Consider the following 25101-nt stretch of genomic DNA (forward strand, 5'->3'; position numbering starts at 1 on the left):
ATGGTCACGGTCCGGGTCCCCGCCAAGGTCAACGTCCAGCTCGGCGTCGGCGGGGTCCGCCCCGACGGCTACCACGACCTGGCGAACGTCTTCTTCGCCGTCGCCCTCGGCGACCAGGTCACCGCCACTCCCGGCGCGGGCGTCACGCTCAGCTGCGACGGCCCCGACGCCGACGCCGTCCCGCTCGACGACGGCAACCTGGCCGCCCGCGCCGCCCGGCTGCTCGCCGCCCACCACGGCCTCGCCGACCCCGGCGTCCACCTGCACATCGACAAGGCCATCCCGGTCGCCGGCGGCATGGCCGGCGGCAGCGCGGACGGCGCCGCCGCCCTGCTCGCCTGCGACGCCCTGTGGGGCCTGGACACCCCGCTGCCCGTCCTGCTGGAACTCGCCGCCGAACTCGGCTCCGACGTCCCGTTCGCCCTGCTCGGCGGCGTCGCCCTGGGCCGCGGCCGCGGCGAACTGCTGGAACCGCTGCCGGTGGCCGGCACCTTCCACTGGGTGTTCGCGGTCGCCGACGGCGGGCTCTCCACCCCGGCGGTCTTCCGCGAGTGCGACCGCCTGCGCGAGGAGTCCGGCCTCGGCTCCTCGATCGCCGACGTCCCCACCCCCGACGCCGACCCCGCCCTGCTCGCCGCCCTCGCCGAGGGCGACCCCGTCGCGCTGGCCGCCGCCCTCGGCAACGACCTGCAGGCCGCCGCCGTCTCGCTGCGCCCCGCCCTCGCCGACACCCTGCACGCCGGCACCGAGGCCGGCGCCCTGGCCGCCCTGGTCTCCGGCTCCGGCCCCACCTGCGCCTTCCTCGCCAAGGACGCCGACGCCGCCGCCCACATCGCCACCGCCCTGCGCACCTCCGGCACCTGCCGCACCGCCCACGCGACCCACGGCCCCGTCCCGGGCGCGCGGGTGGTCAGCGCACCCAGGCCTTGAACGCCTCGGTGTCCAGGGTGATCCCGACCGGATCGGGCAGGACGGCGGGCTTGCCGAAGGGACGCCGCACCAGGCTCACGTACCGGCCGTCCTCGGGCTCGCTGTGGACCAGCACCTCGCAGCTGTCCCGGTCGACCAGCAGGTAGACCGGGATGCCGGTCTCGGCGTAGGCCCGCGGCTTCTCGTCCCGGTCGCGGCGGTCGGTGTCGCTGTCGTACGAGGTCACCTCGACCACCATGACGACCTGGTCGGCGTCGGCCCACTCGCCCTGGCCGGCGAAGCTTCCCTCCGGGGCGAGCACGCCGTCCGGCCCGGCCCGGCCTTGCCGGTGGGTCTCCACCCGCAGTCCGCACGTGGGGTACAGCCACCAGCCGGGGCGCTGCCGCATGCACTGCTCCGTCAGCCAGCGGACGGCCTCGGAGTGATTGCCGTCGGGCGCCGTCTTGACCCCGAGCCGCCCGTGGACGAACTCCAGCCGCACGTCCTCGTGTTCAGCTGCCAGCGCGATGCGCTCGAACTCCTCGGCCAGCATCTGCGGTCGGTTCTCCACTGCCGTCACCGGGTACTTTTCGCCGTTGCGGTTTTCGCACGGTACCGCGTGACGGGAGCGGGCTCGCCCCCCGAGCGGGTGGTCCACGCCGCTGCTTGACCTGGAGCGCGCTCCGGGTTCCAGACTCGTGACCGCGGCCCGCACCGGGCGGGCCGCGGAGACGAGGGGAATCCCGGCCATGCGCAAGCGCACCATCGGAACCGATCCGCGTACCCGCCGTGAGGTCAGCGTGCTGAGCCTGGGGGCGATGCTGTTCGGCACGCTCACCGACGAGGCGACCTCCTTCGCGGTGCTGGACCGGTACGTCGAGGCGGGCGGGACGTTCGTCGACACCGCGAACAACTACGCGTACTGGCAGGACGACAGCCAGGGCGGCGCCAGCGAGGAGGTGCTCGGGCGGTGGCGGGCCAGCCGGGGGATCACCGACGAGGTGGTGATCGCCACCAAGCTCGGGGCCCGGCCGAAGGCGCCCGGCACCGGGTTCGTCGAGAACGGCGAGGGCCTGTCGGCGGAGGTGGTCAGGGCCTCGTCGGAGGCCAGCCGCAAGCGGCTGGGCGTCGAGAAGCTCGACCTGCTGTACGCGCACGTCGAGGACACGAAGGTGCCGCTCGCCGAGACGGTGCGCGCCTTCGGCGAGCTGGTGCAGGAGGGGACGGTCGGGCTGCTCGGCGTCTCCAACCACTGGTCCTGGCGGGTCGAGCGGGCCCGCAACCTCGCCGCGCAGGCGGGGCTGCCGGGCTACGAGGTGCTCCAGTACGGCCACACCTACCTGCGCCGCCGCGCCGACCTGCCCGGCCTGACCTGCGCGGACGGCGACCAGGCCGCCGTCCAGGGCGACCTGGTCACGTACCTGAAGGAGAGCCCCGAGCTCACCCTGGTCGCCTACTCCCCGCTGCTCGGCGGCGGCTACGTCCGCGCCGACAAGCCGCTCGGCCCGTCCTTCGACCACGCCGGCACCCCCACCCGCCTCGCCGCCCTCGACGCGGTGGCCCGGCAGACCGGCGCCACCCGCAACCAGGTCGTGCTGGCCTGGCTGCTCGGCGGCGAACTCCCGGTGATCCCGCTGGTCGGCGCGTCCTCGGTGGCCCAGCTGGACGAGAGCCTGGCGGCGCTCGACCTGGAACTGACCGCCGAGCAGCGGGCCCTGCTGGACGCCGCCCGCTGAGGCGGAGAGCACGGGCGGGCGCGGCACTAGGCTGGAGGCTCGTTCCAGCCCCTTCCTCAGGAGTGCAGCTTCGTGGCCGTCAACCTCGCCACCATCGAGTCCGTCACCAAGGTGTACGGCACCAGGGCCCTGCTGGACGGGGTGAGCCTCGGCGTCAGCGAGGGCGACCGGATCGGCGTGGTGGGCCGCAACGGCGACGGCAAGACGACGCTGATCCGGATGCTGGCGAAGCTGGAGGAGCCGGACACCGGCCGGATCACCCACTCCGGCGGCCTGCAGATGGCGGTGCTGACCCAGCACGACTCGCTGGACCCGAAGGCCACCATCCGGCACGAGGTGATCGCGGACCGGGCCGACCACGAGTGGCTCGGCGACGCCCGGATCCGCGACATCGTCCAGGGCCTGTTCGGCGGCCTCGACCTCCCCGGCTTCGCCGACGGCCTGGACACCGTGATCGGCCCGCTCTCCGGCGGCGAGCGCCGCCGCATCGCGCTCGCCAAGCTGCTGCTCGGCGAGCCCGACCTGATCGTGCTGGACGAGCCCACCAACCACCTCGACGTCGAGGGCATCGCCTGGCTCGCCAAGCACCTGCAGAACCGCCGCTCCGCGCTGGTCTGCGTCACCCACGACCGGTGGTTCCTGGACCAGGTCTGCACCCGGATGTGGGACGTCCAGCGCGGCGAGGTCCGCGAGTACGAGGGCGGCTACTCGGACTACGTGTTCGCCCGCGCCGAGCGCTCCCGGATCGAGGCCACCGAGGAGCAGAAGCGGCAGAACCTGGCCCGCAAGGAGCTGGCCTGGCTGCGCCGCGGCGCCCCCGCCCGCACCTCCAAGCCGCGCTACCGGATCGAGGCCGCCAACGCGCTGATCGCGGACGTGCCGGAGCCGCGCGACAAGTCCGAGCTGATGAAGTTCGCCAACGCCCGCCTCGGCCGGACCGTCTTCGACCTGGAGGACGTGACCGTCAAGGCGGGCGAGCGGGGTACATCAGCGGCTCCGCCGCGGGTCCTGCTGGAGCGCCTGACCTGGCAGCTCGGCCCGGGCGACCGGATCGGCCTGCTCGGCGTCAACGGCGCCGGCAAGACCTCGCTGCTGCGGGCGATGCAGGCCGCGTACGCCACCGAGGGCGACGTGCAGCCGGCCGGCGGCGTGATCAAGGTCGGCAAGACCGTCCGCCTCGCGTACCTCTCCCAGGAGGTCGCCGAGCTGGACCCGACCACCCGGGTCCTCCAGGCCGTCGAGCAGGTCCGCGGCCGGGTCGACCTCGGCAAGGGCCGGGAGATGAGCGCCGGGCAGCTGTGCGAGCAGTTCGGCTTCGGCAAGGACAAGCAGTGGACGCCGGTCGGCGACCTCTCCGGCGGCGAGCGCCGCCGGCTGCAGCTGCTGCGGCTGCTGATGGACGAGCCGAACGTGCTGTTCCTCGACGAGCCCACCAACGACCTCGACATCGAGACCCTCAACCAGCTGGAGGACCTGCTCGACGGCTGGCCCGGCTCGATGGTCGTGATCAGCCACGACCGGTTCTTCATCGAGCGCACCACCGACACCGCGTACGCCCTGCTCGGCGACCGCCGGATGCGGATGCTGCCCGGCGGCGTCGACGAGTACCTGGAGCGCCGCACCGCGATGGCCGAGGCCGCCGCCCAGGCTGCCGCCGCCCAGGTCCCGGCCGCCGCGGAGTCCACCGGCCTGTCGGCGGGCGACCTGCGCGCCGCCAAGAAGGAGCTGCAGAAGATCGAGCGGCAGATCGCCAAGCTGGACGAGCAGGAGTCCAAGCTGCACGCCCAACTCGCCGAACATGCCGCCGACTTCTCCAAGGTCGCCGAGCTGGACGCGAAGCTGCGCAAGGTCCGCGAGGACAAGGAGGAGCTGGAGATGTCCTGGCTGGAACTGGCCGAGCAGGTCTGACGCCGCCGCGCCCGCCGCGCGCGGGGAGCGGTCACGCCGCCAGCAGCTGGTCGAGCTCGTCCGCGGCCCGGGCCAGCGCGCTGCGCTCCGGGTCGTGCGGGCCGGTCGGGCGGTCGGTCCGGCCGGTCGGCGGGCGGTGGGTGCGGGCGGCGTCGGTGATCCGCTCCAACGAGTGCAGCACCCGGGCGATCACCTCCGGCTCGGGCTGCTGCCCGCCGTAGCGCAGCTGGGCGGCGTACGCGGCGACCGCGCCGGAGAGCCGTTCCAGCGCGGCGGTGGTCGGCAGCCACAGCTCGGCGAGCCGGCCGGCCGGCGGGGGCTCGGCCAGGCCGAGGGCGACCTGCTGCCGGGCGTCGGCCAGCGCCCGGTACGCGGTGCGGCGCAGCCACACCTCGGCGACCGGCTCGGTGCGCCCGGCGACCACCGCGGCCAGGTAGCGGCGCAGCGTGGCCGCGGCGGTGACGACGCTCGGCTCGATCCGGTGCGGCGGCCGGTCGGGCCACAGCAGGTAGCCGAAGACCAGCACGATGCCGCTGGCCAGCGCGGTGTCCAGGACCCGCGGCCAGAACTCGGCGGCCCCGCTCTCCCCGCCCAGCTGCACCAGCAGCAGCGCGACCGGCGTCATCACGACGGTGTTCAGCCCGTAGTGCGCGGCCGTCGAGTACGGCAGCAGCGCCACGCACAGCGAGATGACCAGGCTCAGCACCCAGGGGTCGGTGGTCAGCGCCAGCAGCACCGCGGTGACCGCGATGCCCAGCACGGTGCCCAGCGCCCGGCTGACCGCTCGCTGGAACACCGAGCCGAGGTCCGGCTTCAGGACGAACGCCACCGTCATCGGCACCCAGTAACTGCGGTCCAGCGGCAGCAGGTTGACCGCGGCCTCGGCGACCGCCACGCACAGCGCCACCCGCAGCCCGTAGCGCACCGAGCCCCGGGACAGCAGCCGCACCCGCAGCCGCCACGGGTCGGGCGGCGGCGGGGCGGCGGTGTCCAGCGGCGCCCAGCGGCCCGCGACGGTGTCGGCGGCGGCCCGCAGCGCGGTGTCGAACGCCGTCCGGGACGGGGTGTCCGGCCGCCACTCGGGATAGTCCGGCTCGGGGCCGCCGGTGATCTGCGCGGCCAGCCGGGCGGGCAGCCCCGCGACCTCCGGCGGCACCGGGCGCCAGGCCCACAGCAGCCCGGCCGCCGCCTCGGTGGCGCCCAGCGCGGCCTCGTACGAGCGGCGCAGCCAGCGCAGCCGCGCCGACTCGGGCCGGCCGGGGCGGGGCGGCGGCAGCAGGTCCTGCAGCTGGTTGAGCCGGCCGGTGAGCAGGCGGCGGGCCGCCGCGCCGTCCGGGGTGCCGAGGGCGGCGAGCAGGCCGCCGAGCGCCAGGTAGACGTCCGCCAGCGCCCGGGCCCGCGGATCGGCGCGGACGTCGGTGCGGTAGCGCACGCCCATCAGCAGCACCAGCGCCGCCCCGCACGGCATCATCGCGGGCGCCGCCCACCACGGGTGCGGCAGCGCCATCCCGCCGCCCAGCGAGGCCGACACCAGCAGCAGCATCCCGGCCGCCGACCCGCGGGGCCCGGTCGCGGACAGCGCCCCGCCCGCGAACCCCAGCAGGGTCAGTGCCAGTCCGATCTCCAGCCCGCCCGCTCCCCGGTACTGCAGCTCCGCCCCGATCAGCATCCCGCCGGTCGACGCGGCCAGCGCCAGCGCGATCCGCGGCGCCCGCAGCCGCAGCGGCTCCACCCGGTCGTTCATCGTGGCGTGCATCGCCCCCAGCGCCGCGAACACCCCCAGCGCCATCCGGTCGCACAGCAGCCCCAGCAGCAGCGGCACCGCCATCCCCACCGCGGCCCGCACCATCAGCACCCGCGGCACCACCGGCCGGCTCGGTCGCAGGGCCCGCGCCCACCACGCGGAGGGGTCGCCGGAAGCACGGCTGCGGCCGGGGGCTGACACAGGATCACGCGCCTTCGCTGCACGGGAGTTCGCGGCTGCTGGGCGACATTGCACGGCAGATCGGGTCTTCTCGGGCAGTTTAGCCCTCCGACCTGGGGGAAGCGGATTTCCCAACCGGTCGGCGGAGCATGTAGTGTTTTCCTCGTCGCAAGGGGAGCCGCGAGGCGCCCGGAGCAACAAGCCCCTATAGCTCAGTCGGTAGAGCGTCTCCATGGTAAGGAGAAGGTCTGCGGTTCGATTCCGCATGGGGGCTCAGATCGGGAAGGCCCCGCCGGGAGGCGGGGCCTTTCGCGTTGTCCGAGGTCCTGCGCGCCGTCCGGGGCCGGTGGCGGAGGGCCTCTGGCGGGCCGGGCGATTGTGCGCTGTGATGGTGCGTCTGTCGGGCCCGGGAGGGGGAGGCGCGGATGAGCGCACGGCTCGTGGTGGCGGACGACCACCGGCTGATGGCCGAGGCGCTGGGGGCGGCCCTGCAGCAGCGCGGGCACCGGGTGCTGGGGATCGGGTCGCCGTGCGGGGCGGTGCTGGAACTGGTGGCGGGGCGGCGGCCGGAGGTGTGCCTGCTGGGGACGGCGGGCGGGCCGGAGGACCCGTTCGAGCCGCTGCGGCGGCTGCGGCGGGAGCGGCCGGAGATCGCGGTGGTGGTGCTGGGCCCGCTGGGGGCGCCGGGGCGGGTCGCGGCGGCGTTCGCGGCGGGGGCGGCCGGGTACGTCCGCAGCGACGAGCGGATCGAGGTGGTGGACCGGGCGATCGCGCGGGTGCGGGCGGGTGAGGCGGCGGTGGCGGTCGACGTGCTGCGGGCCGCGTTCGAGCACCTGCTGTGGCCGGTGGCGGAGCCGGACGACGAGGCGCTGCGGCTGCTGCGGCTGCTGACCCGGCGGGAGGTCCAGGTGCTGGCCCGGATCGCGGACGGCGAGGACACCGCGGCGATCGCCGCCGCGATGCGGATCGCCCCGTCCACCGCCCGCACCCACGTCCAGCGGGTGCTGACCAAGCTGGGGGCGCGGTCCCGGCTGGAGGCCGCGGCGCTGGCCGCCCGGACCGGGCTGCTGGACCAACTGGCCTGAGGGCCGGGCCCGGTGGCGGCGGGGGCCGGTCCGGGGGTGGCGCGGACGGGGCCGGGGGTTCAGACGGGTGCCCTATGCTCCGGACCAGGAACACCCGAAATGTCGCGGAGGTCTGAGGGCATGAGCAAGTACCTGGTCACGGGCGGAGCCGGCTACGTGGGGAGCGTGGTGGCGGCGCACCTGTTGGAGGCGGGTCACCGGGTGACGGTGCTGGACGACCTGTCGACCGGGTTCGCGGAGGGTGTGCCGGAGGGTGCGGAGTTCGTGCGGGGGCGGATCCAGGAGGCGGGGCAGGTGCTGGACTCCTCCTTCGACGGGGTGCTGCACTTCGCGGCGTCCTCGCAGGTGGGTGAGTCGGTGGCGGATCCGGAGAAGTACTGGCGCAACAACGTGGCGGGTTCGCTGGAGCTGGTGTCGGCGATGCGCAAGGCGGGGGTGGGCACGCTGGTGTTCTCCTCGACGGCGGCGGTGTACGGGGAGCCGGAGCGGGTGCCGATCGAGGAGAGTGCGCGCACCTCCCCGACGAACACCTACGGGGCGACGAAGCTGGCGGTGGACCACCTGATCACCTCGGAGGCGGCCGCGCACGGGCTGGCGGCGGTGAGCCTGCGGTACTTCAACGTGGCGGGGGCGTACGGGCGTTACGGTGAGCGGCACGAGCCGGAGTCGCACCTGATCCCGCTGGTGTTCCAGGCGGCGCTGGGGCAGCGTCCGCACATCGCGGTGTTCGGGGAGGACTACCCGACGCCGGACGGGACCTGCATCCGCGACTACATCCACATCGCGGACCTGGCCGAGGCGCACCTGCTGGCGCTGGACGCCGCGAAGCCGGGTGAGCACCTGGTGTGCAACCTGGGCAACGGGACCGGCTTCTCGGTGCGCGAGGTGATCGAGTCCGTCAAGCGCGTCACCGGCCGGGAGATCCCGGTGCAGGTCGCCGACCGCCGCCCCGGCGACCCCGCCGTCCTGGTCGCCGCCGCCGACCGCGCCCGCCAGACCCTCGGCTGGACCCCCAAGCGCCCCGAACTCGACCAAATCGTCGCCGACGCCTGGGAGTTCACCCTCACTCACCGCGCCTGACCTGCCCGCTCCCCGGGCCGGCCACCACCCCGAAGACCCTGTGTACAGGAACTTCACCAAACCCCCACGCCGCGGCGGCGCGCGCCCGTAGGCTGAGTGAGGCACCGGTGGGGGTCGGGCCACGAGCAGGGGGGCAAGGACGATGGGGCGTATGCGCGTCCTGGTGGTCGACGGCCACCGGATCTTCGCCGAGGCGCTCGCCACGGCACTGGCCGCCGAACCCGACGTGGACGTCGGGGCGGCGGGCAGCGCGGCGGCGGCCGAACGGGCACTGGAGCGGGCGGTGGCCGAACACCGCCCGTACGACGTGGTGCTGGTCGACGTCGACCTGGGCGCCGCCCCGCCGCCGGCCCGCGCCCAGGCGGCCCCGGCCGGGCCCCGGCGCACCCCTCGTTGCCGCAACAGCGGCCCGCGCCGGTGCAGTTGACGCCGCCTCAGGAGGCCCGGCCGCTGAGCGACGGGATCGCCCTGGTGGCCCGGGTCCGGCGGGCCCACCCGGAGCTGCGGGCCGTCCTGCTGGCCGCCGCCGACGACCCGCAGCGCGCCGCCCGCGCCCTCCAGGCCGGGGCCAACGGCTGGGTGGCGCGCGGGAGTTCGCTCGGCGCGCTGATGACCGTGGTGCGCGGCGTGCGCCGCGACGAGACCCACCTGCCGCCCGCGCTGCTCACCGGCGTGGTCCGCGAGCTGACCTCGGCCCGCCGGGACCGCTCGGAGAGCGAGCGCCTGGTCGCCGCGCTCACCCCCCGCGAGGAGGAGGTGCTGCGCTGCATGGTCGCCGGGCTCGGCCGGCAGGCCGTCGCCGAGCGGCTGTTCCTCTCCCCGCACACCGTCCGCACCCACATGCAGAACGTCCTGGGCAAGCTGGGGGTGCACTCCACGCTCGCGGCGGTCGCGGTCGCCCGCCGGGCCGGGATCGCGCCCTCCGAACCGCCCGTCCCCGTCCCCCCGCCGACCGTCGCCGCCGTCCCGGGCCCCGGCGCGGGCTGAGCGCGCACCGGCGCGGGCCGACCGGGCCCCGCCTCCCCGCACGTTCCACTCCGTGATTCAGGGAAACCGGAGGTCAGATGTTGCCGCACCGCACTGCCGCACGCCCGCACGGGGACCGGACCCGCCTGCCGGACGGTCCCGCCGGACTGCGCACCCTGGTCGTCGGAGCCGGCTCCGCCGGTACCGCCCTGGTCCGCGACCTGGGCCGGACCCCCGAGTTCGGCCTCGACCCGGTCGGCGTGCTGGACGACGACCCCGGCAAGGCCGGCCGGGACGTCTCCGGCGTCCCCGTGCTGGGCCCGCTCGCCGACCTCACCGCGCTGGCCCTCGGCCACGGCGCCCAGGTCGTCGTGCTCGCCATCCCGGGCCTGCCGCACCAGCGGGTGCGCGCCCTGGCCACCGCCGCGGCCGCCGCCGGCGCGGCCGTCCGCTACCTGCCGTCCTTCCTGGCCGCGCTGCGCCGCGAGGTGGTCGGCTCCGACCTGCGCACCCTGGACGTCAACCGGCTGATCGGCCGGCACGAGGTGCACGTGGTCTCCCCGGACGTCCGCACCGTGATCGAGGGCCGCCGGGTGCTGGTCACCGGCGCGGGCGGCTCGATCGGCAGCGAACTGTGCCGCCAGGTCCAGGCGTTCGGGCCGGCCGCGCTCTACATGCTCGACCACGACGAGTCCAACCTGCACCGGCTGCAGCTCGACATCTGGGGCGAGGCGCTGCTCACCGACGAGGCGCTGGTGATCGCCGACATCCGGGACCGCCCCCGGATCCAGCAGATCTTCCGCGACCTGCGCCCCGAGGTGGTCTTCCACGCCGCCGCGCACAAGCACCTGCCGCTGCTGGAGCGCCACCCCAGCGAGGCGGTCAAGTCCAACGTGCTGGGCACCGACCACCTGGTGGAGGCGGCGCTGGCCACCGGCGTGGAGCGCTTCGTGCTGATCTCCACCGACAAGGCCGCCGACCCGACCTCGGTGCTCGGCGCGAGCAAGCGGCTGGCCGAGCTGATCGTCCAGGCCAACGCCCGGGACGCCCGCAACCTCGGCACCGGCGTCTTCGCCGCCGTCCGCTTCGGCAACGTGCTGGGTTCGCGCGGCTCGCTGCTGTCGGTGCTGGAGGAGCAGTTGCGCAGCGGCGGCCCGGTGACGGTCACCCACCCCGACGTCACCCGCTTCTTCATGACCATCGAGGAGGCGGTCGGCCTGGTGCTGGAGGCCGGGCGGATGGCCGAGGGCGGCGAGGTGTTCGTCCTCGACATGGGCGAGCCGGTGCGGATCGTCGACCTGGTGCACAACTTCGCCGAGCAGGTCCAGCTCGGCGCCGACGAGGTGGAGATCCGCTACACCGGCCTGCGGGCCGGCGAGAAGCTCAACGAGGCGCTGTTCTCCGACACCGAGGAGCGCCTGCCCACCGCCCACCCGCGGATCTTCGCCACCACCACCGACCGGGCCGCCGCCCCCGAGGACCTGGCCGGCGGCCTCACCGGCCTCTACGCCGCCGCCACCACCAACACCGACCCCGAGGTCCGCACCCGGCTGGCGGCCCTGCTCCCCGGCTACCAGAGCGCGCACGCCAAGGCCCCGGCCCTGGCCACCCCGTACCCGGACGGCTTCTAGGGCGGGCCGCTCAGCTGCTGCGGTCGAAGGGGGTGACCAGGCTGCGCAGCAGGGCGGCGAGTTCGGCCTGCTGGGCGGGGGCGAGCCGGGCGAGGATCTCGCGCTCGTGGGTGAGCAGGCCGGCCAGCGCCTGGTCGGCCTGGTCGCGTCCGGCCTCGGTGAGGCGGACCAGGACGCCGCGGCGGTCGTCCGGGTCGGGGAGGCGGACGACCAGGCCCTTGGCGGTGAGGCGGTCGATCCGGTTGGTCATGGTGCCGGAGGTGACCAGGGTCTGGGTGAGCAGCTGGCCGGGGGAGAGCTGGTAGGGGGAGCCGGCCCGGCGCAGCGCGGTGAGGACGTCGAACTCCCAGGGTTCGAGGCCGTGCTCGGCGAAGGCGGTGCGGCGGGCGCGGTCCAGGTGGCGGGCGAGGCGGCTCACCCGACTGAGGACCTCAAGCGGTTCCACGTCGAGGTCGGGGCGCTCTCGGCGCCATGCTGCGACCAGGCGGTCGACCTCGTCCTCCATGTCGATCAGTGTATCGGGGGGTGTGTCGATGTGAAGTCTCTTGACATCAAGAGATAACAAAGGAAGTCTCGGCGTTACACGGATATCTTGATGTCGAGATACTTTCGGGAGCCGCGCCATGCCCGCCCACTGGGACGCCGACCAGTACCTGCGCTACGCCGACCTGCGCGGCCGCCCCTTCGCCGACCTGCTCGCCCGCGTCCCCGACCTGCCGCCCGCCCCCACCGTGCTCGACCTCGGCTGCGGCCCCGGCAACTCCACCGCCGCACTGCGCCGCCGCTGGCCCGACGCCCGGCTGCTCGGCCTGGACACCTCGCCCGACCTGCTCGCCGAGGCCCGCGGCGCGCACGGCGAACCCACCGCCGAGTACCGCGAGCAGGACGTCGCGGCGTACGACCCGGCCCCCGAGCGGCCCGACCTGATCGCCTCCAACGCCGCCCTGCACTGGATGGACACCGACACCGCCGACCACCTGGAACTGCTGCCCCGCTGGGCGGCCGCGCTGCGCCCCGGCGGGGTGATCGCCTTCCAGCTGCCCGGCAACTTCGCCGCCCCCAGCCACACCCTGCTCGCCGACCTGCGCCGCACCCCGCGCTGGCGCGACCGGCTGGCCACCGCCCGCCCGGACGCCTCCTGCCACGCACCGGACCGCTACGCGCGGACCCTGCTGGCGGCGGGCTGCACCGCGGACGTCTGGGAGAGCACGTACACGATGGTGCTGCCGGGGCCCGACCCGGTGCTGGAGTGGGTCAAGGGCTCCACCCTGCGCCCGGTGCTGGACCTGCTGCCGGAGGCGGGGGAGCGGGCGGAGTTCCTGGCCGAGTACGGGGCGCTGCTGCGCGAGGCGTACCCGGCCACCTGGCACGGCACGCTGTTCCCGTTCCGCCGGGTCTTCGCCGTCGCCGTGAAGCGCTGACGGCCCGTCACTTCGCGCCGGGCAGCGCCGGGTGGCGGCCCAGCACCACCACGCCGACCACGATCGCGGCCAGCCCGGCGCTCTGCCAGGCCAGCGCCCCGGGGGTGACCCGCAGCCGGTCGCCGAGGAAGCCGACCGCGCAGGCGATCCCGGCCAGCGGCTGGGCGGCGGTCAGCGCGGGCAGCGACATCCGCAGCGGCGCCGCCTCGAACGCGGACTGCACCAGCAGCAGCCCGACCACGCCCAGGCCGAGCACGGTGTACGGCGGCCAGGAGAGCAGCGCGGCCGCCGCCCCGTCCCGGTCGATCCGGTCGAAGGTGGTGCGGGTGAGCGCGTCCTGCAGGCCGTAGAGCAGCCCGGCGGCCAGCGCCAGCAGCGTCGCCTCCTCGAACAGCGGCAGCCGGCGGGCCACCGCGACCAGCAGCAGGGCCAGCCCGGAGACCACCCCGAACACCAGCCAGTAGCGCAGCGGCCCGGCGGCCGGGCCGCCGCCCCCGGGCTGCCCGGCGGCGATGAACGCGGTCACGCCGAGCGCGATCAGGGCCACCCCGACCCAGCCGGAGCGGCCCAGCCGGGTCCCGGTGATCCGGCCGGCCAGCAGCATCGCCCAGACCAGGTTGGTGGCCAGCAGCGGCTCGACCAGCGCCACCTCGCCCTGGCTGAGGGCGAGCGCGGAGAGCACCTGGCCGCCGATCATGAAGGCGATGCCGAGCAGCCAGTCGGGCATCCGCATCAGGTCCAGCAGCAGCCGCCAGCGCAGCAGGTCGCCGCTGGGCGCGCGCTGGGCGGCGTGCTGCTGCAGGACGAATCCGGCGCCCAGGCAGCAGGCCGCGCCGAGGGCCAGCAGGAAGACCGCCACGGGTGCTCCTGTCGCGAGGGCGGCCCGGGATCCCGATGCGGCCCCGGGCCGGTCGTCAGTTCTTGCGGTCGCCCACCAGCTTGGGGTGCCGCTCCAGGCCCTCCAGGCCGTGCCAGGCGAGGTTGACCAGGTGGGCGGCGACCTCCGCCTTGGCGGGCTTGCGCACTTCCAGCCACCACTGGCCGGTCAGCGCCACCATGCCGACCAGCATCTGCGAGTACATCGGCGCCAGCCGGGCGTCGAAGCCCCGGGACTTGAACTCCAGGCCGAGGATGTCCTCGACCTGGGTGGCGATGTCGCCGATCAGCGAGGCGAACGAGCCGGTGGACTGGGCCACCGGCGAGTCCCGGACCAGGATCTTGAAGCCGTCGGTGGAGGTGTCGATGTAGTCCATCAACGCGAACGCGGCCTGCTCCAGCAGCTCGCGGGAGTGCCCGCCGGTGAGCGCGCCGGTGACCATGTCGAGCAGCAGCTGCATCTCGCGGTCGACCACCACCGCGTACAGGCCCTCCTTGCCGCCGAAGTGCTCGTACACGACGGGCTTGGAGACCCCGGCGCGCTCGGCGATCTCCTCGACCGAGGTGCCGTCGTAGCCGCGTTCGGCGAAGACCGCCCGGCCGATCTCCAGCAGCTGCTCGCGGCGCTGCTTGCCGGTCATCCGCACCCGGCCGGCGCCCTTGCCCCCGCTGCGGCGCGAGGGCTGCCGATGGCCGGCGCTGTCTCCGTTGGTCCCGTTCACCCCTCCATCATGCTGTAGGCGCTGACTCATGCGGCGCGGCGGGCGGCGATCCGCTCCGCGCCGGGCCAGCGGACGTCGTGCGCCCAGCCCGCCCGCTCGAACCAGCGGATGACCCGGGCGGAGGAGTCGACCTGGCCGCGCAGCACGCCGTGCCGGGCCGAGGTGGGGTCGGCGTGGTGCAGGTTGTGCCAGGACTCGCCGCAGGAGAGCACCGCCAGCCACCACACGTTGCCGGACCGGTCGCGCGACTTGAAGGGGCGCGAACCCACCGCGTGGCAGATCGAGTTGATCGACCAGGTGACGTGGTGCAGCAGCGCGACCCGGACCAGCGAGCCCCAGAAGAAGGCGGTCAGCGCGCCCTGCCAGCTCCAGGTGGCCAGGCCGCCGACCAGCGCGGGCAGGCCGAGCGAGATCAGCGTCCACAGCCAGAACAGCCGGGAGATCCGCCTTATGGCCGGATCGCGGACCAGGTCGGGTGCGTAGGTGAGCTGCGAGGTCTGCTCCTCGTCGAACATCCAGCCCATGTGCGCCCACCACAGGCCCTTGAGCAGCGCGGGCAGGCTCTCGCCGTAGCGCCACGGCGAGTGCGGGTCGCCGTCCTTGTCGGAGTACCGGTGGTGCTTGCGGTGGTCGGCGACCCAGCGCACCAGCGGGCCCTCGACGGCCAGCGAGCCGAGCACCGCCAGGCCCAGCCGCAGCGGGCGGTTGGCCTTGAACGCGCCGTGGGTGAAGTAGCGGTGGTAGCCGACGGTGATGCCGTGGCAGGTGAGGAAGTACATGCCGACGGCCAGGCCGGCGTCCAGCCAGGACAGGCCCCGGCCCCAGGCCACCGGGACGGCGGCGAGCAGGCCCAGGAACGGCACCGCGATGAACAGGGCCAGGGTGGCGCGCTCCAGCGCGCCCTGTTTCTCGCCGCCCCTGGTGGCGGACAGTGCGGTGGCGGTCTGTTCGTCCTCGGCGGCGCGCGGCGGCGCCTGCCCGGCCTGGATGGTCATGGCGCTTCCCGGGGAGAGAGGGGTCCGGCAGAATACCTACGTATCCGTAACTTACGGCATCGTAAGTACCGGGCCGGGGAGCGCGGAAGGCCCGTGCGCGGACGTGTCGCACTGTTCGCCCGGCGGATTCCGCCCCGTCGACGGGGCGCCTTCGCGGAAGGTGGTGGAGCTACGGGCCGTCAGCCCTTAGGCTGTGCTGGGCGCGCAGCGCGCCCTTTCCGCCGTGGTGTAATGGCAGCACAGGGCCCTTTGGAGGCCTTTGTCTGGGTTCGAATCCTAGCGGCGGAGCCCCTTCCGGCCCGGCAGCGTCCCGGCCCGACCGTTTCGGACGGTTTCCGTTCGTTTTCTCTCGGTATTGTTCGGTGCGCCCTCAACCCGCATCGACCGAGGAGTCTCCCCGCGTGAGTGCCAACCAGCCCGCCGCCGTGATCGTGCTCGCCGCCGGGGGCGGTACCCGAATGAAGTCCAAGGCGCTGCCGAAGGTGCTGCACGAGATCTGCGGGCGCTCCCTGGTGGGCCACGCGGTCTCCGCCGCCCAGGAGCTGACGCCCGGTCAGCTGGTCGTGGTGATCGGCCACCTGCGCGAGCTGGTCCAGGCGCACCTGGCCGAGCACTACCCGGCCGCCCGCCCGGTCGTCCAGACCGAGCAGAACGGCACCGGCCACGCCGTGCGCACCGCGCTGGAGGCGCTGGCCGCCGACGGCGTGCAGCTGGACGGCACCGTGCTGGTCACCACCGGCGACGCCCCGCTGCTCACCGGCGCCACCCTGCGGGCGCTGGCCGCCGCGCACGCCGAGCAGGGCAACGGCGTCACCGTGCTGACCGCCGAGGTCCCCGACGCCACCGGCTACGGCCGGATCCTGCGCGGCCCGGACGGCGCGGTCTCCGCGATCGTCGAGCACAAGGACGCCACCGCCGAGCAGCTGGCCGTCAACGAGATCAACTCCGGGGTGTTCGCCTTCGACGCCAAGCTGCTGGCGCTCGCGCTCTCGCTGGTCGGCACCGACAACGTGCAGGGCGAGGAGTACCTGACCGACACCCTGGAGATCCTCCGCCGGGAGGGCCACCGGGTCGGCGCGGTGGTCGCCGCCGACCACCGGGAGATCGTCGGCATCAACGACCGGGTACAGCTGGCCGCGGCCCGCCGGCTGCTCAACGACCGGCTGCTGGAGGACGCCATGCGGGCCGGCGTCACCGTGGTCGACCCGGCCTCCACCTGGCTCGACGTCCAGGTGACCTACGAGCCGGACGCGCTGGTGCACCCCAACACCCAGCTGCGCGGCGCCAGCCACCTCGGCGAGGGCTGCGAGGTCGGCCCGAACAGCACGCTGACCGACACCGCGGTCGGCGCGGGCGCCCGTGTGAGCAACACCACGGCCGAGCGCGCCGAGATCGGGCCGGAGACCTCGGTCGGCCCGTACGCGTACCTGCGGCCGGGCACCCGGCTGGCCCGGAAGGCGAAGGTCGGCACCTACGTCGAGATCAAGAACTCGGAGCTCGGCGAGGGGGCGAAGGTCCCGCACCTGTCGTACATCGGGGACGCCACCATCGGCGAGGGCACCAACGTGGGTGCGGCGTCGGTCACAGTCAACTACGACGGGGTGAACAAGCACCGGACGGTCATCGGGGCCCACTGCCGCACGGGTTCCGACAACATGTTCATCGCCCCGGTGACGGTCGGTGACGGCTCCTACACGGCGGCCGGCTCGGTGATCACCAACGACGTGCCGGCCGGTTCGCTGGCCGTCGCGCGGGCCCAGCAGCGCAACATCGCGGGCTGGGTTGAGCGGAAGCGGCCCGGTTCGGCCTCCGCCCGGGCGGCCGCGGAGGCCAACGGGACGGAGTAGTCGGACGGGGCGGCCGGGGATCTTGAGGAGTGGTCCCCGGCCGCCGGACCGGTGGCGGGGCGCGTAACCTGAAGTACACACGTGCGCCATCGGGCCTGTTCGGCCGTGCCTCGGCGTACTCACCCAGAGTGGCAATACATCGAGGAGACGGTGCAGTGAGCGGGATCACGACCTCCGGTGAGAAGAAGCTCAAACTCTTTTCCGGCCGTGCCCACCACGGACTTGCCGAGGAGGTCGCCCGCGAACTGGGCACCGAACTCGTCCCGACCAAGGCCCTGGACTTCGCCAACGGCGAGATCTACGTCCGCTTCCTGGAGTCCGCCCGCGGCGCGGACTGCTTCGTGATCCAGAGCCACACGGCTCCGATCAACCAGTGGATCATGGAGCAGCTGATCATGATCGACGCGCTCAAGCGCGCGTCGGCCCGCAGCATCACCGCGATCCTCCCGTTCTACGGCTACGCCCGGCAGGACAAGAAGCACCTCGGCCGCGAGCCCATCTCGGCCCGCCTGGTCGCCGACCTGCTGCGCCAGGCCGGCGCCGACCGGCTGATGGCCGTGGACCTGCACACCGCGCAGATCCAGGGCTTCTTCGACGGCCCGGTGGACCACCTGTTCGCGCTGCCGATGCTCGCCGACTACGTGGGCGACCGCGTCCCGGACCGCTCCAAGCTGACCATCGTCTCGCCGGACGCCGGGCGCGTGAAGGTCGCCGACCAGTGGTGCGACCGGCTCGGCGCCCCGCTGGCGATCATCCACAAGCGCCGCGACATGTCGCAGGCCAACACCATCCTCTCCGCCGAGGTGGTCGGTGACGTCAAGGACCGGGTCTGCGTCCTGGTCGACGACATGATCGACACCGCCGGCACCATCTGCGCCGCCGCCGACGCGCTGTTCGACGCCGGCGCCGCCGACGTCATCGTGGCCGCCACCCACGGCGTGCTCTCCGGCCCCGCCGCGGACCGGCTCAAGAACTCCCGGGTCAGCGAGTTCGTCTTCACCAACACCCTGCCGACCCCGGCCCAGCTCCAGCTGGACAAGATCACCACGCTGTCGATCGCCCCGTCGATCGCCGCCGCGGTGCGCGAGGTGTTCGAGGACGGATCGGTCACCAGCCTCTTCGAGGGCGTGCACTGACCCCTCGTCAGACCCTTCCCGGCCCCCGGCTCCGCACGGAGCCGGGGGCCGATTTCACGTCCGCGCCACCGCCCGGTTAGTCTTGGGAGACTGCTCGGCGAGGGATGCCCGCTTCGGTGCTCCGTGATCGACGCGCGAGAACGATGCGCCTTGATCGAACCGCCGAGCGTCCCCCCAACACTTGAGGGTGTGGCCCGGCGGTTCTGTCGTTCCTGCACCCCTTCGCTTCACGAGGAGTGCAGTCGTGTCCGAGATCCGCATCGCCGCCGAGTCCCGCACCGAGTTCGGCAAGGGTGCCGCCCGTCGTGCCCGTCGCGCCGGCTTCGTCCCCGGTGTCGTCTACGGCCACGGCCACGCCCCGGTGCACCTGAACCTGCCCGGCCACGACCTGATGATGGCGCTCAAGACCCCGAACGCCCTGCTGGTCGTCCCGATCGAGGGCAAGGACGAGTACGTGCTGCCGAAGGCCGTGCAGCGCGAGGCCATCAAGCGCTCCATCGAGCACGTCGACCTGCTGCTGGTCAAGCGCGGCGAGAAGGTCACCGTCGAGATCCCGGTCCACACCGAGGGCGAGCTGGCCCCCGGCGGCAACCTGATCGAGAACGTGCTCAACGCCCTCCCGATCGAGGCCGAGGCCACCCACCTGCCCGAGTCGGTCACCGTCTCGGTCGAGGGCCTGGAGGCCGGCGCCGCCATCACCGCCGGCGACATCACCCTGCCGTCCGGCGTCTCGCTGGCCGTCGAGGCCGACGCCGTCGTGCTGCAGGTCATCGGCGCCCAGGCCCCCGAGGCCAGTGAGACCGAGGAGGACGCCGCCGAGGGCGCTGCCGCTGACGAGGCCGTCGAGGCCTGATCACCCCCCCCGCTTCGCTGCCCCGGCCGTCCCGCCCCGTGCGCGGACGGCCGGGGCAGCGGCGTGTCCGGGATGATGTGACCGTACGGAGAACACCCGCGTGAGGAGCGGCATGAGCGAGTACGACGGCCCCTGGCTGGTGGTGGGCCTCGGCAACCCCGGCAAGGAGTACGCCCGCAACCGGCACAACATCGGCTTCATGGTGGTCGAGCTGCTGGCCCAGCGGATGGGGGCGAAGTTCAAGGCCCACAAGAGCCGCGCCCAGGTCGCCGAGGGGCGGCTGGCCGGGAAGCGGGTCGTGCTGGCCGAGCCGATGAGCTTCATGAACCTCTCGGGCGGGCCGGTCACCGCGCTGCGCGACTTCTACAAGGTGCCCACCCCGGCGATCGTCGCCGTCCACGACGAACTGGACCTCGACTACGCGGCGCTGCGGCTGAAGACCGGCGGCGGCGACAACGGCCACAACGGCCTCAAGTCGATCACCAAGTCGCTCGGCCCCGACTACCACCGGGTCCGCTGCGGGATCGGCCGCCCGCCGGGCCGGATGGAGGTCGCCGACTTCGTGCTCAAGGACTTCTCCTCCACCGAGCGCAAGGACCTCGACTGGTTCGTCGACCGGGCCGCCGACGCCGTCGAGGCGCTGCTGGCGGACGGCCTGGAGCGGGCCCAGCAGAACTACAACTCCTGACCTCCGCAGCCCCGTTGACACCCGGTGCTGGCGGCACCGGATTCGACCACCCTCCGTACACAACGTTCATGCAACGCTTGCCCGGTGGAAGCTGACCGGGGGTCAGAAACGCCGTGCGATCGGATACCGTCGGATTCGGTGCAGCAAGGATTGAAGTGCCGTCTATGGGGGTATCGACCGTGATCCGGTCACAGCGCGTGGGCAAGGTCGTCGGAGGCACCGTCCTGTGCCTGGCCGCCGGGGGGTGGGCCGTCGGGCCCGCCGCCGCGGCCGAGCCCACCACCGTCCCGGAGCCCGCCGCGGCCCGGATCGCCCCGCCGCCCGGCTCGGTCGGCTCGGCCGGCCTGTACGCGGTCGGCGGCGGCCTGGTGGTGGTGGCCGGCGGAGCCGCGGCCTGGCTGCGCAAGCGCAAGAAGGCCTGAACGGCAGGCACGGCGAACGGCGGCGGCCCGCCCCTCGGTGACGAGGGGGCGGGCCGCCGTTGCGTTGCGAGGGGCGGATCAGCCGGTGTTGCGCAGGCCCGCCGCGATGCCGTTCACGGTGAGCAGCAGCGCCCGGGCCCGCAGCGGGTCCTCGGGGCGGCCGGCCGCGACCTCCTCGCGCTGCCGGCGCAGCAGCGCGACCTGCAGGTAGGAGATCGGGTCGAGGTAGGCGTCGCGCACGGTGAAGGTCTGCTTGAGGACCTCGTCGTGCTCCAGCAGCTCCGACTCGCCGGTCAGCCGCAGCACCTCGCGCAGGGTCAGGTCGTGCTCGGCGACGATCTGGTCGAAGACGTGGTGCAGCTCGGCCGGGACCAGCTGCTCGACGTAGTGGCGGGCGATCCGCAGGTCGGTCTTGGCCAGCGTCATGGCGACGTTGGACAGGAAGTTGCGGAAGAAGTGCCAGTTGCCGTGCATCTCGTCGAGCACGTCCGACAGGCCGGCCTCGCGGGCCGCCGCCAGGCCGGAGCCCACGCCGTACCAGCCGGGCACGATCTGCCGGGACTGCGTCCAGCCGAACACCCACGGGATGGCCCGCAGGCCGTCCAGGCCCGCGCCGCTGTCGGGGCGGCGGGACGGGCGGGAGCCCAGGTGCAGCGAGGCCAGCTGGTCGACCGGGGTGGCGGCGAAGAAGTACTTCGGCAGGTCCTCCTGCTCGACCAGGGCCCGGTAGGAGGTGTGCGCGGCGGCCGAGACCCGGTCCATCGCGGCGTCCCAGCGGGCCAGCTCCTCCGGGGCCTGGCGGGGCGCGGTGTGCAGCGCGGAGGCGGCCAGCGTGGCGGAGAGGGTCAGCTCCAGGTTCTCCCGGGCCAGCGAGGGCAGCAGGTACTTGTCGCTGATCACCTCGCCCTGCTCGGTGACCTTGATCTCGCCCTCCAGGGTGCCCCAGGGCTGGGCCAGGATCGCCTCGTGCGAGGGGCCGCCGCCGCGGCCGACGGTGCCGCCGCGGCCGTGGAAGAGCCGCAGCCGGATGCCGTAGCGGTGCGCGACGTCGCGCAGCCGGCGCTGGGCGCGGTGGATCTCCCACTGGGAGGTGGTGATGCCGCCGAACTTCGAGGAGTCCGAGTAGCCGAGCATGACCTCCTGGACGTCGCCGCGCAGCGACACCAGCAGCCGGTAGGAGGGGTCGGAGAGCATCTCGTCCAGGATCCGGTCGGCCTCCTGGAGCTCGTCGGTGGTCTCCAGCAGCGGCACGATGCCGATCTTGGCGATGCCCGCGTGCAGGTCGATCAGGCCGGCCTCGCGGGCCAGCACGGCGGCCGCGAACACGTCGTCCGCGCCCTGGCACATCGAGATGATGTACGACTCGACGATCTCGTCGCCGAAGCGCTCGAAGCCCTCGCGGATGGTGGTGAACACGCCCAGCGTCTTGGCGCCGGCGGCGTCCAGCGGCGCCGGGGTCGGGGCCAGCGGGCGTCGCGAGCGCATCTCCTTGGACAGCAGGCGCTGGCGGTACTCGCGCGGCATGTCGGTGTAGCGCCACGCCTCCTCGCCGAGCCGGTCGAAGAGCTGGCCCAGCGCGTGGTGGTGCGCCTCGGCGTGCTCGCGCACGTCCATGGTGGCCAGCTGGAGGCCGAACGCCTCGATGGTGCGGATCGCCCGGGCGAGGCGGCCGTCGGCGATCAGGCCGCCGCGGTGGGCCCGCAGCGAGTCCTGGATCAGGCGCAGGTCGGCCAGCAGGTCGCGGGTGCCGACGTAGTCCCGGCCCGGGGTGGGCGCGGTGCCGGCGGCCAGCCGGTCGCGGGTGTTCTCCAGCTTGATCCGGATGCAGGTGGCCTTCAGCCGGTACGGCTCCTCGGCGTTCATCCGCTTGTAGCGCGGGCTGAGCTCCGGCAGGTGCGCCAGGTCGGCGTCCAGCGAGGCCAGCAGCTCCTCGGAGGCCCCGGCCAGGCGGACCGAGGTGGAGAGCGCGGCGCGCAGGTCGTCGACCGCCTCCAGGGCGTCCTTGATGCCGTACTCGTGCTGCAGGTTGAGTACGTCCCAGGTGACCCGCGGGGTGACGTTCGGGTTGCCGTCGCGGTCGCCGCCGATCCAGGTGCCGAAGGTCAGCGGGCGCACGCCCTCGGGCAGCTCCAGGCCGACCCGGGCCAGCTCCTCGTGCAGCTCCTCCAGCACCTCCGGGACGGCGTCGCGGTACAGCTCGTCCAGGTAGTAGACGGCGTTGCGGGCCTCGTCGGTGGGCTCCGGGCGGGCGATCCGCAGCTCGTCGGTCTGCCAGAGCAGGTCGATCACCTCGGCGAGGCGGCGGTCGGCCTGGCGGCGGGCCGAGGTCTGCCGGGCGCTGTCGACCCGGCCGGTGGCGGCCTGCTCGCGGTGGATGCGCTCCAGCAGCTCGCCGACCCGGCGCAGCTTGTTCAGCACCGAGCGGCGGGCGGCCTCGGTCGGGTGCGCGGTGAACACCGGGCGCACCGCGAGGTTGGCCAGGGTGTCCTCCAGGTGCTTCGGGTCCGCCTCCTTCAGCTGGTCCACGGTCTGCGACAGCAGCGAGCCCTCCCGGGCCCGGCGGTCGGCGAACTCCCGGCCGCGGTGCACCTGCTCGGTGACGTTCGCCAGGTGGAAGTAGGTGGAGAAGGCGCGCACCAGCTTCGCGGCGGTCTCCAGGTCGATCTCCGCCAGCAGCTGCGCGGTCGCCTCGCCGTCGGTGCGGCTCAGCAGGCGCACCTGCTCGACCAGGCCCAGCAGTTCGGGGCCCTCCTGGCGGACCAGGGTCTCCCCGAGCAGATCGCCGAGGCGGCGGATGTCCGCACGCAGCGCGGCGTTGTCGTCCGCGTCGGCGATCACGGAAGGGTTGTCCGCCGGAGTGGGGACCGGAGCGGTCACGGCTGTCTCCCTGTGGTGGTGGGGTTTCGGCAACGGCTCTGACATCACCGCGGTGCGGGTGACGGTGGCGGACCGCGCTGTCCGACGGGCAACAGCATAGGTGGCACGGGGTGCCAGAACGGAGAGGTGGCCGGATGGCGGACAGGTGCCCGGGCGCCGTCGGCCCGCCGTCGGCACTGCGTATGGTGGCGGCATGAGTGAGAAGCCGTCGGGGGACGGCCCGTGGTGGTGGGCGCGGCGGCGCGGCGCGGCGCTGGACGTGGCGCTGGCGGCGGTGTCGGCGGCGGAGTGCGCCGCGGGGGCGTACGGGCTGGTCCGGGACCGGCTCGGCTGGGGGCTGCCCGCGACCGCGGTGTGCGTGGCGCTGGGGGCGCTCGCGGGGGCGTCGCTGGTGGTGCGGCGGCGCTGGCCGGTGGTGCCGGTGGTGGTGGCGCTGGTGTTCGTGCCGGGCTTCTTCGGCGTGGTGCTGCTGGTGGTGTCGCTGTACACGCTGGCGGCGACCTGGGAGTGGCCGTCGCGGCGGGCCCGGGTGCTGGTGCTGTCGGCGGTGGCGATGGCCGAGACCTTCGGCATGGTGCTGTTCGCCACCACCGCGCCCAGCAAGGCGCCGCCCGCCGAACCGCTGCCGCCCACCTGGGTGTTCGTGGTGATCTCGGCGTTCGTCGCGGTCGGCATGGCGGTGGCCCCGATGGTCACCGGCCTGTACGTGGGGGCCCGGCGGCGCCTGGTGGAGTCGCTCAAGGACCGGGCGCAGGGCCTGGAGGGGGAGTTGAGCCTGCTGGCCGACCAGGCCCGCGAGCGGGCCTGGCGGGCCCGGGTCGAGGAGCGCACCAGGATCGCTCGGGAGATGCACGACGTGGTCGCGCACCGGGTCAGCCTGATGGTGGTGCACGCCGCCGCGGTGGAGCGGATCGTCCCCAAGGACCCGGCCAGGGCCCAGCAGTCGGCGCGGCTGATCGGCGAGACCGGCCGGCAGGCGCTGGACGAGCTGCGGGAGATCCTCGGGGTGCTGCGGATGACCGAGCCGCAGGAGCAGGTGGAGGCCCCGGTGGGCGGCCTGGCCGAACTGCCGGAGCTGGTCGAGCAGTCCCGGGTGGCGGGCATGGCGGTGACCCTGACGGTCAGCGGCGAGCGCCTGGAGTACGTCGCGGAGGCCGAGCAGACCGCGTACCGGGTCGTGCAGGAGGGCCTGACCAACGCGCACAAGTACGCGGGCGGGGCGCGGGTCGCGGTGCTGCTGGCGTACGTGCCGAACGGGGTGCGGGTGTCGGTGGTGAACGAGTGCCCGGGCGGGGTGGCGCCGGTGGCGCTGCCGAGCGGCGGCAACGGGCTGGTCGGGATGCGCGAGCGGGTGGTGGCGCTCGGCGGGGCCTTCCACGCCGGGCGGGAGGACGGCGGCGGGTTCCGGGTCGAGGCGGTGCTGCCGTCCCGGCTGCGGCGCCCGGCCGCGCCGGCCTGACGGTCCGTCCGGCCGGGGCGGTCAGTCCTGGGCGGTGCGCAGCCGGTGCGGGGCGCGGCCCAGCACCAGGGTGCCGATCGCCCGGTCGACGCTGTCGCCCAGGAACCACTCGCCGGTGTGGTCGAGGCTGTAGACCCGGCCCTGCTCGTCGATGGCCAGCAGGGCCTGCCCGTACAGCTCCTCGCCGAGCGGGGCGAGCCGGGTGTCCAGGGCCCGGCCGAGGTCGGTGAGGGTGCGCGGGGCGTGCAGGCCGCAGCGCGGGTCCAGCAGGAACGGGGTGCGGGCCAGGGTGTCGCCCGGGCCCGGGACGTCGAAGGCCAGGCCGCCGAACTCGGCCCAGGCCTCGATCGCGGCCGGGAACACCGCGTGCTGCGGCTCCAGCGGGCCGCCGTACGCGACCAGGGCGTCGGCCCACAGTTCGGCCTGCCGGATCTCCCAGCGGCCGGGGTGCCAGCCGGCCTGCTTCAGGGCGGCGGCCACGTCGGCCGGGAAGCGGGGCTGGGTGCGGACGGTGCCGGCGTTCAGGGTGGGCTCCACGGGCTCGGGGACGGGGGGACGGGGCGCTC

21 protein-coding genes, 2 tRNA genes and 1 pseudogene are annotated in these 25101 nt (G+C 74.2%); 16 read left to right on the forward strand and 8 right to left on the reverse strand.

What is annotated here, in order from left to right; genetic code table 11:
* Entirely contained in the window at positions 1-930 is a 930-nt protein-coding gene (locus tag OU787_RS19535; RefSeq protein ID WP_268660153.1) for a 4-(cytidine 5'-diphospho)-2-C-methyl-D-erythritol kinase, read from the forward strand.
* Here the strand turns inward: OU787_RS19535 and OU787_RS19540 are convergent.
* Positions 911-1489 carry a Uma2 family endonuclease gene (locus OU787_RS19540; RefSeq protein ID WP_442788506.1) on the reverse strand — a complete coding sequence of 193 codons (579 nt, stop codon included), beginning with the start codon at positions 1487-1489 and terminating at the stop codon, positions 911-913. The two genes, OU787_RS19535 and OU787_RS19540, sit on opposite strands and share 20 nt — an antisense overlap.
* Positions 1490-1658: 169 nt before the next feature.
* Here OU787_RS19540 and OU787_RS19545 point away from each other — a divergent pair, with 169 nt between their 5' ends.
* Both OU787_RS19545 and OU787_RS19550 read left to right on the forward strand, forming a co-directional pair.
* Entirely contained in the window at positions 1659-2645 is a 987-nt protein-coding gene (locus OU787_RS19545; protein ID WP_268660154.1) for an aldo/keto reductase, read from the forward strand.
* Between the two features lie 72 nt (positions 2646-2717).
* Positions 2718-4553, forward strand: a complete 1836-nt coding sequence (locus OU787_RS19550) for an ABC-F family ATP-binding cassette domain-containing protein (RefSeq protein ID WP_268660155.1) — start codon at positions 2718-2720, stop codon at positions 4551-4553.
* A gap of 31 nt (positions 4554-4584) precedes the next feature.
* On the opposite strand, the gene OU787_RS19555 is transcribed toward OU787_RS19550, so the two are convergent.
* Positions 4585-6402, reverse strand: coding sequence for an FUSC family protein (locus OU787_RS19555; protein WP_268661893.1), 1818 nt, complete (start codon positions 6400-6402; stop codon positions 4585-4587).
* Positions 6403-6678: 276 nt separating this feature from the next.
* On the opposite strand from OU787_RS19555, the gene OU787_RS19560 reads away from it, so the two are divergent.
* The 5 genes and pseudogenes from OU787_RS19560 to OU787_RS19580 all read left to right on the forward strand — a co-directional run bounded on the left by OU787_RS19560 (position 6679) and on the right by OU787_RS19580 (position 11239).
* Positions 6679-6751 (forward strand) — tRNA-Thr (locus OU787_RS19560).
* A gap of 151 nt (positions 6752-6902) precedes the next feature.
* On the forward strand, positions 6903-7562 hold the full coding sequence (locus tag OU787_RS19565) for a LuxR C-terminal-related transcriptional regulator (protein ID WP_030464529.1): 660 nt from the start codon (positions 6903-6905) through the stop codon (positions 7560-7562).
* Positions 7563-7682: 120 nt separating this feature from the next.
* Entirely contained in the window at positions 7683-8642 is a 960-nt protein-coding gene (gene galE, locus OU787_RS19570; protein ID WP_030464054.1) for a UDP-glucose 4-epimerase GalE, read from the forward strand.
* A gap of 142 nt (positions 8643-8784) precedes the next feature.
* Positions 8785-9629, forward strand: a pseudogene (locus OU787_RS19575) (LuxR C-terminal-related transcriptional regulator).
* A 77-nt stretch (positions 9630-9706) separates the two neighbouring features.
* The gene (locus tag OU787_RS19580) at positions 9707-11239 is read left to right on the forward strand and encodes a polysaccharide biosynthesis protein (RefSeq protein ID WP_030464052.1); all 1533 of its coding nucleotides are present in this window, start codon (positions 9707-9709) and stop codon (positions 11237-11239) included.
* Positions 11240-11249: 10 nt separating this feature from the next.
* Here the strand turns inward: OU787_RS19580 and OU787_RS19585 are convergent, their stop codons facing one another.
* Entirely contained in the window at positions 11250-11744 is a 495-nt protein-coding gene (locus tag OU787_RS19585) for a MarR family winged helix-turn-helix transcriptional regulator (RefSeq protein WP_030464051.1), read from the reverse strand.
* A gap of 118 nt (positions 11745-11862) precedes the next feature.
* Here OU787_RS19585 and OU787_RS19590 point away from each other — a divergent pair, with 118 nt between their 5' ends.
* Positions 11863-12660 (forward strand): methyltransferase domain-containing protein, encoded by a 798-nt coding sequence (locus OU787_RS19590; protein WP_268660156.1) that lies wholly within the window; start codon positions 11863-11865, stop codon positions 12658-12660.
* Positions 12661-12667: 7 nt separating this feature from the next.
* Here the strand turns inward: OU787_RS19590 and OU787_RS19595 are convergent, their stop codons facing one another.
* Genes OU787_RS19595 through OU787_RS19605 form a run of 3 tightly spaced genes read right to left on the reverse strand, consistent with a single transcriptional unit; the run spans position 12668 to position 15253 of the window.
* Positions 12668-13519, reverse strand: a complete 852-nt coding sequence (locus OU787_RS19595; protein ID WP_030464049.1) for a DMT family transporter — start codon at positions 13517-13519, stop codon at positions 12668-12670.
* Between the two features lie 55 nt (positions 13520-13574).
* The gene (locus OU787_RS19600; protein ID WP_051818035.1) at positions 13575-14288 is read right to left on the reverse strand and encodes a TetR/AcrR family transcriptional regulator; all 714 of its coding nucleotides are present in this window, start codon (positions 14286-14288) and stop codon (positions 13575-13577) included.
* Entirely contained in the window at positions 14285-15253 is a 969-nt protein-coding gene (locus OU787_RS19605; RefSeq protein WP_030464047.1) for an acyl-CoA desaturase, read from the reverse strand. The genes OU787_RS19600 and OU787_RS19605 overlap by 4 nt, the downstream gene beginning before the upstream one ends.
* 217 nt (positions 15254-15470) lie before the next feature.
* Between OU787_RS19605 and OU787_RS19610 the strand changes: the two genes are divergently transcribed.
* From OU787_RS19610 to OU787_RS19635, 6 genes are all read left to right on the forward strand, one after another.
* Positions 15471-15541, forward strand: a tRNA-Gln gene (locus OU787_RS19610).
* Between the two features lie 113 nt (positions 15542-15654).
* Complete coding sequence (glmU, locus tag OU787_RS19615; RefSeq protein WP_268660157.1) at positions 15655-17100, forward strand: bifunctional UDP-N-acetylglucosamine diphosphorylase/glucosamine-1-phosphate N-acetyltransferase GlmU; 1446 nt, start codon at positions 15655-15657, stop codon at positions 17098-17100.
* Positions 17101-17255: 155 nt separating this feature from the next.
* Positions 17256-18236, forward strand: coding sequence for a ribose-phosphate diphosphokinase (locus OU787_RS19620; protein ID WP_176189726.1), 981 nt, complete (start codon positions 17256-17258; stop codon positions 18234-18236).
* Positions 18237-18480: 244 nt separating this feature from the next.
* Positions 18481-19089 carry a 50S ribosomal protein L25/general stress protein Ctc gene (locus tag OU787_RS19625; protein ID WP_268660158.1) on the forward strand — a complete coding sequence of 203 codons (609 nt, stop codon included), beginning with the start codon at positions 18481-18483 and terminating at the stop codon, positions 19087-19089.
* Positions 19090-19201: 112 nt separating this feature from the next.
* On the forward strand, positions 19202-19777 hold the full coding sequence (gene pth / locus OU787_RS19630) for an aminoacyl-tRNA hydrolase (RefSeq protein ID WP_030464043.1): 576 nt from the start codon (positions 19202-19204) through the stop codon (positions 19775-19777).
* Between the two features lie 197 nt (positions 19778-19974).
* Positions 19975-20199 (forward strand): hypothetical protein, encoded by a 225-nt coding sequence (locus OU787_RS19635; RefSeq protein WP_123817531.1) that lies wholly within the window; start codon positions 19975-19977, stop codon positions 20197-20199.
* 78 nt (positions 20200-20277) lie between these two features.
* Here the strand turns inward: OU787_RS19635 and ppc are convergent, their stop codons facing one another.
* The gene (ppc, locus tag OU787_RS19640) at positions 20278-23076 is read right to left on the reverse strand and encodes a phosphoenolpyruvate carboxylase (protein ID WP_442788507.1); all 2799 of its coding nucleotides are present in this window, start codon (positions 23074-23076) and stop codon (positions 20278-20280) included.
* A gap of 193 nt (positions 23077-23269) precedes the next feature.
* Between ppc and OU787_RS19645 the strand changes: the two genes are divergently transcribed.
* Entirely contained in the window at positions 23270-24535 is a 1266-nt protein-coding gene (locus OU787_RS19645) for a sensor histidine kinase (protein WP_268660159.1), read from the forward strand.
* A 21-nt stretch (positions 24536-24556) separates the two neighbouring features.
* Here the strand turns inward: OU787_RS19645 and OU787_RS19650 are convergent, their stop codons facing one another.
* Positions 24557-25072: an SUKH-3 domain-containing protein gene (locus OU787_RS19650; RefSeq protein WP_268660160.1), complete on the reverse strand. Its 516-nt coding sequence runs from the start codon at positions 25070-25072 to the stop codon at positions 24557-24559.
* Between the last annotated feature and the right edge of the window lie 29 nt (positions 25073-25101).

This window comes from Kitasatospora sp. YST-16 (assembly GCF_026802215.1).
Taxonomy (GTDB): domain Bacteria; phylum Actinomycetota; class Actinomycetes; order Streptomycetales; family Streptomycetaceae; genus Kitasatospora; species Kitasatospora cineracea.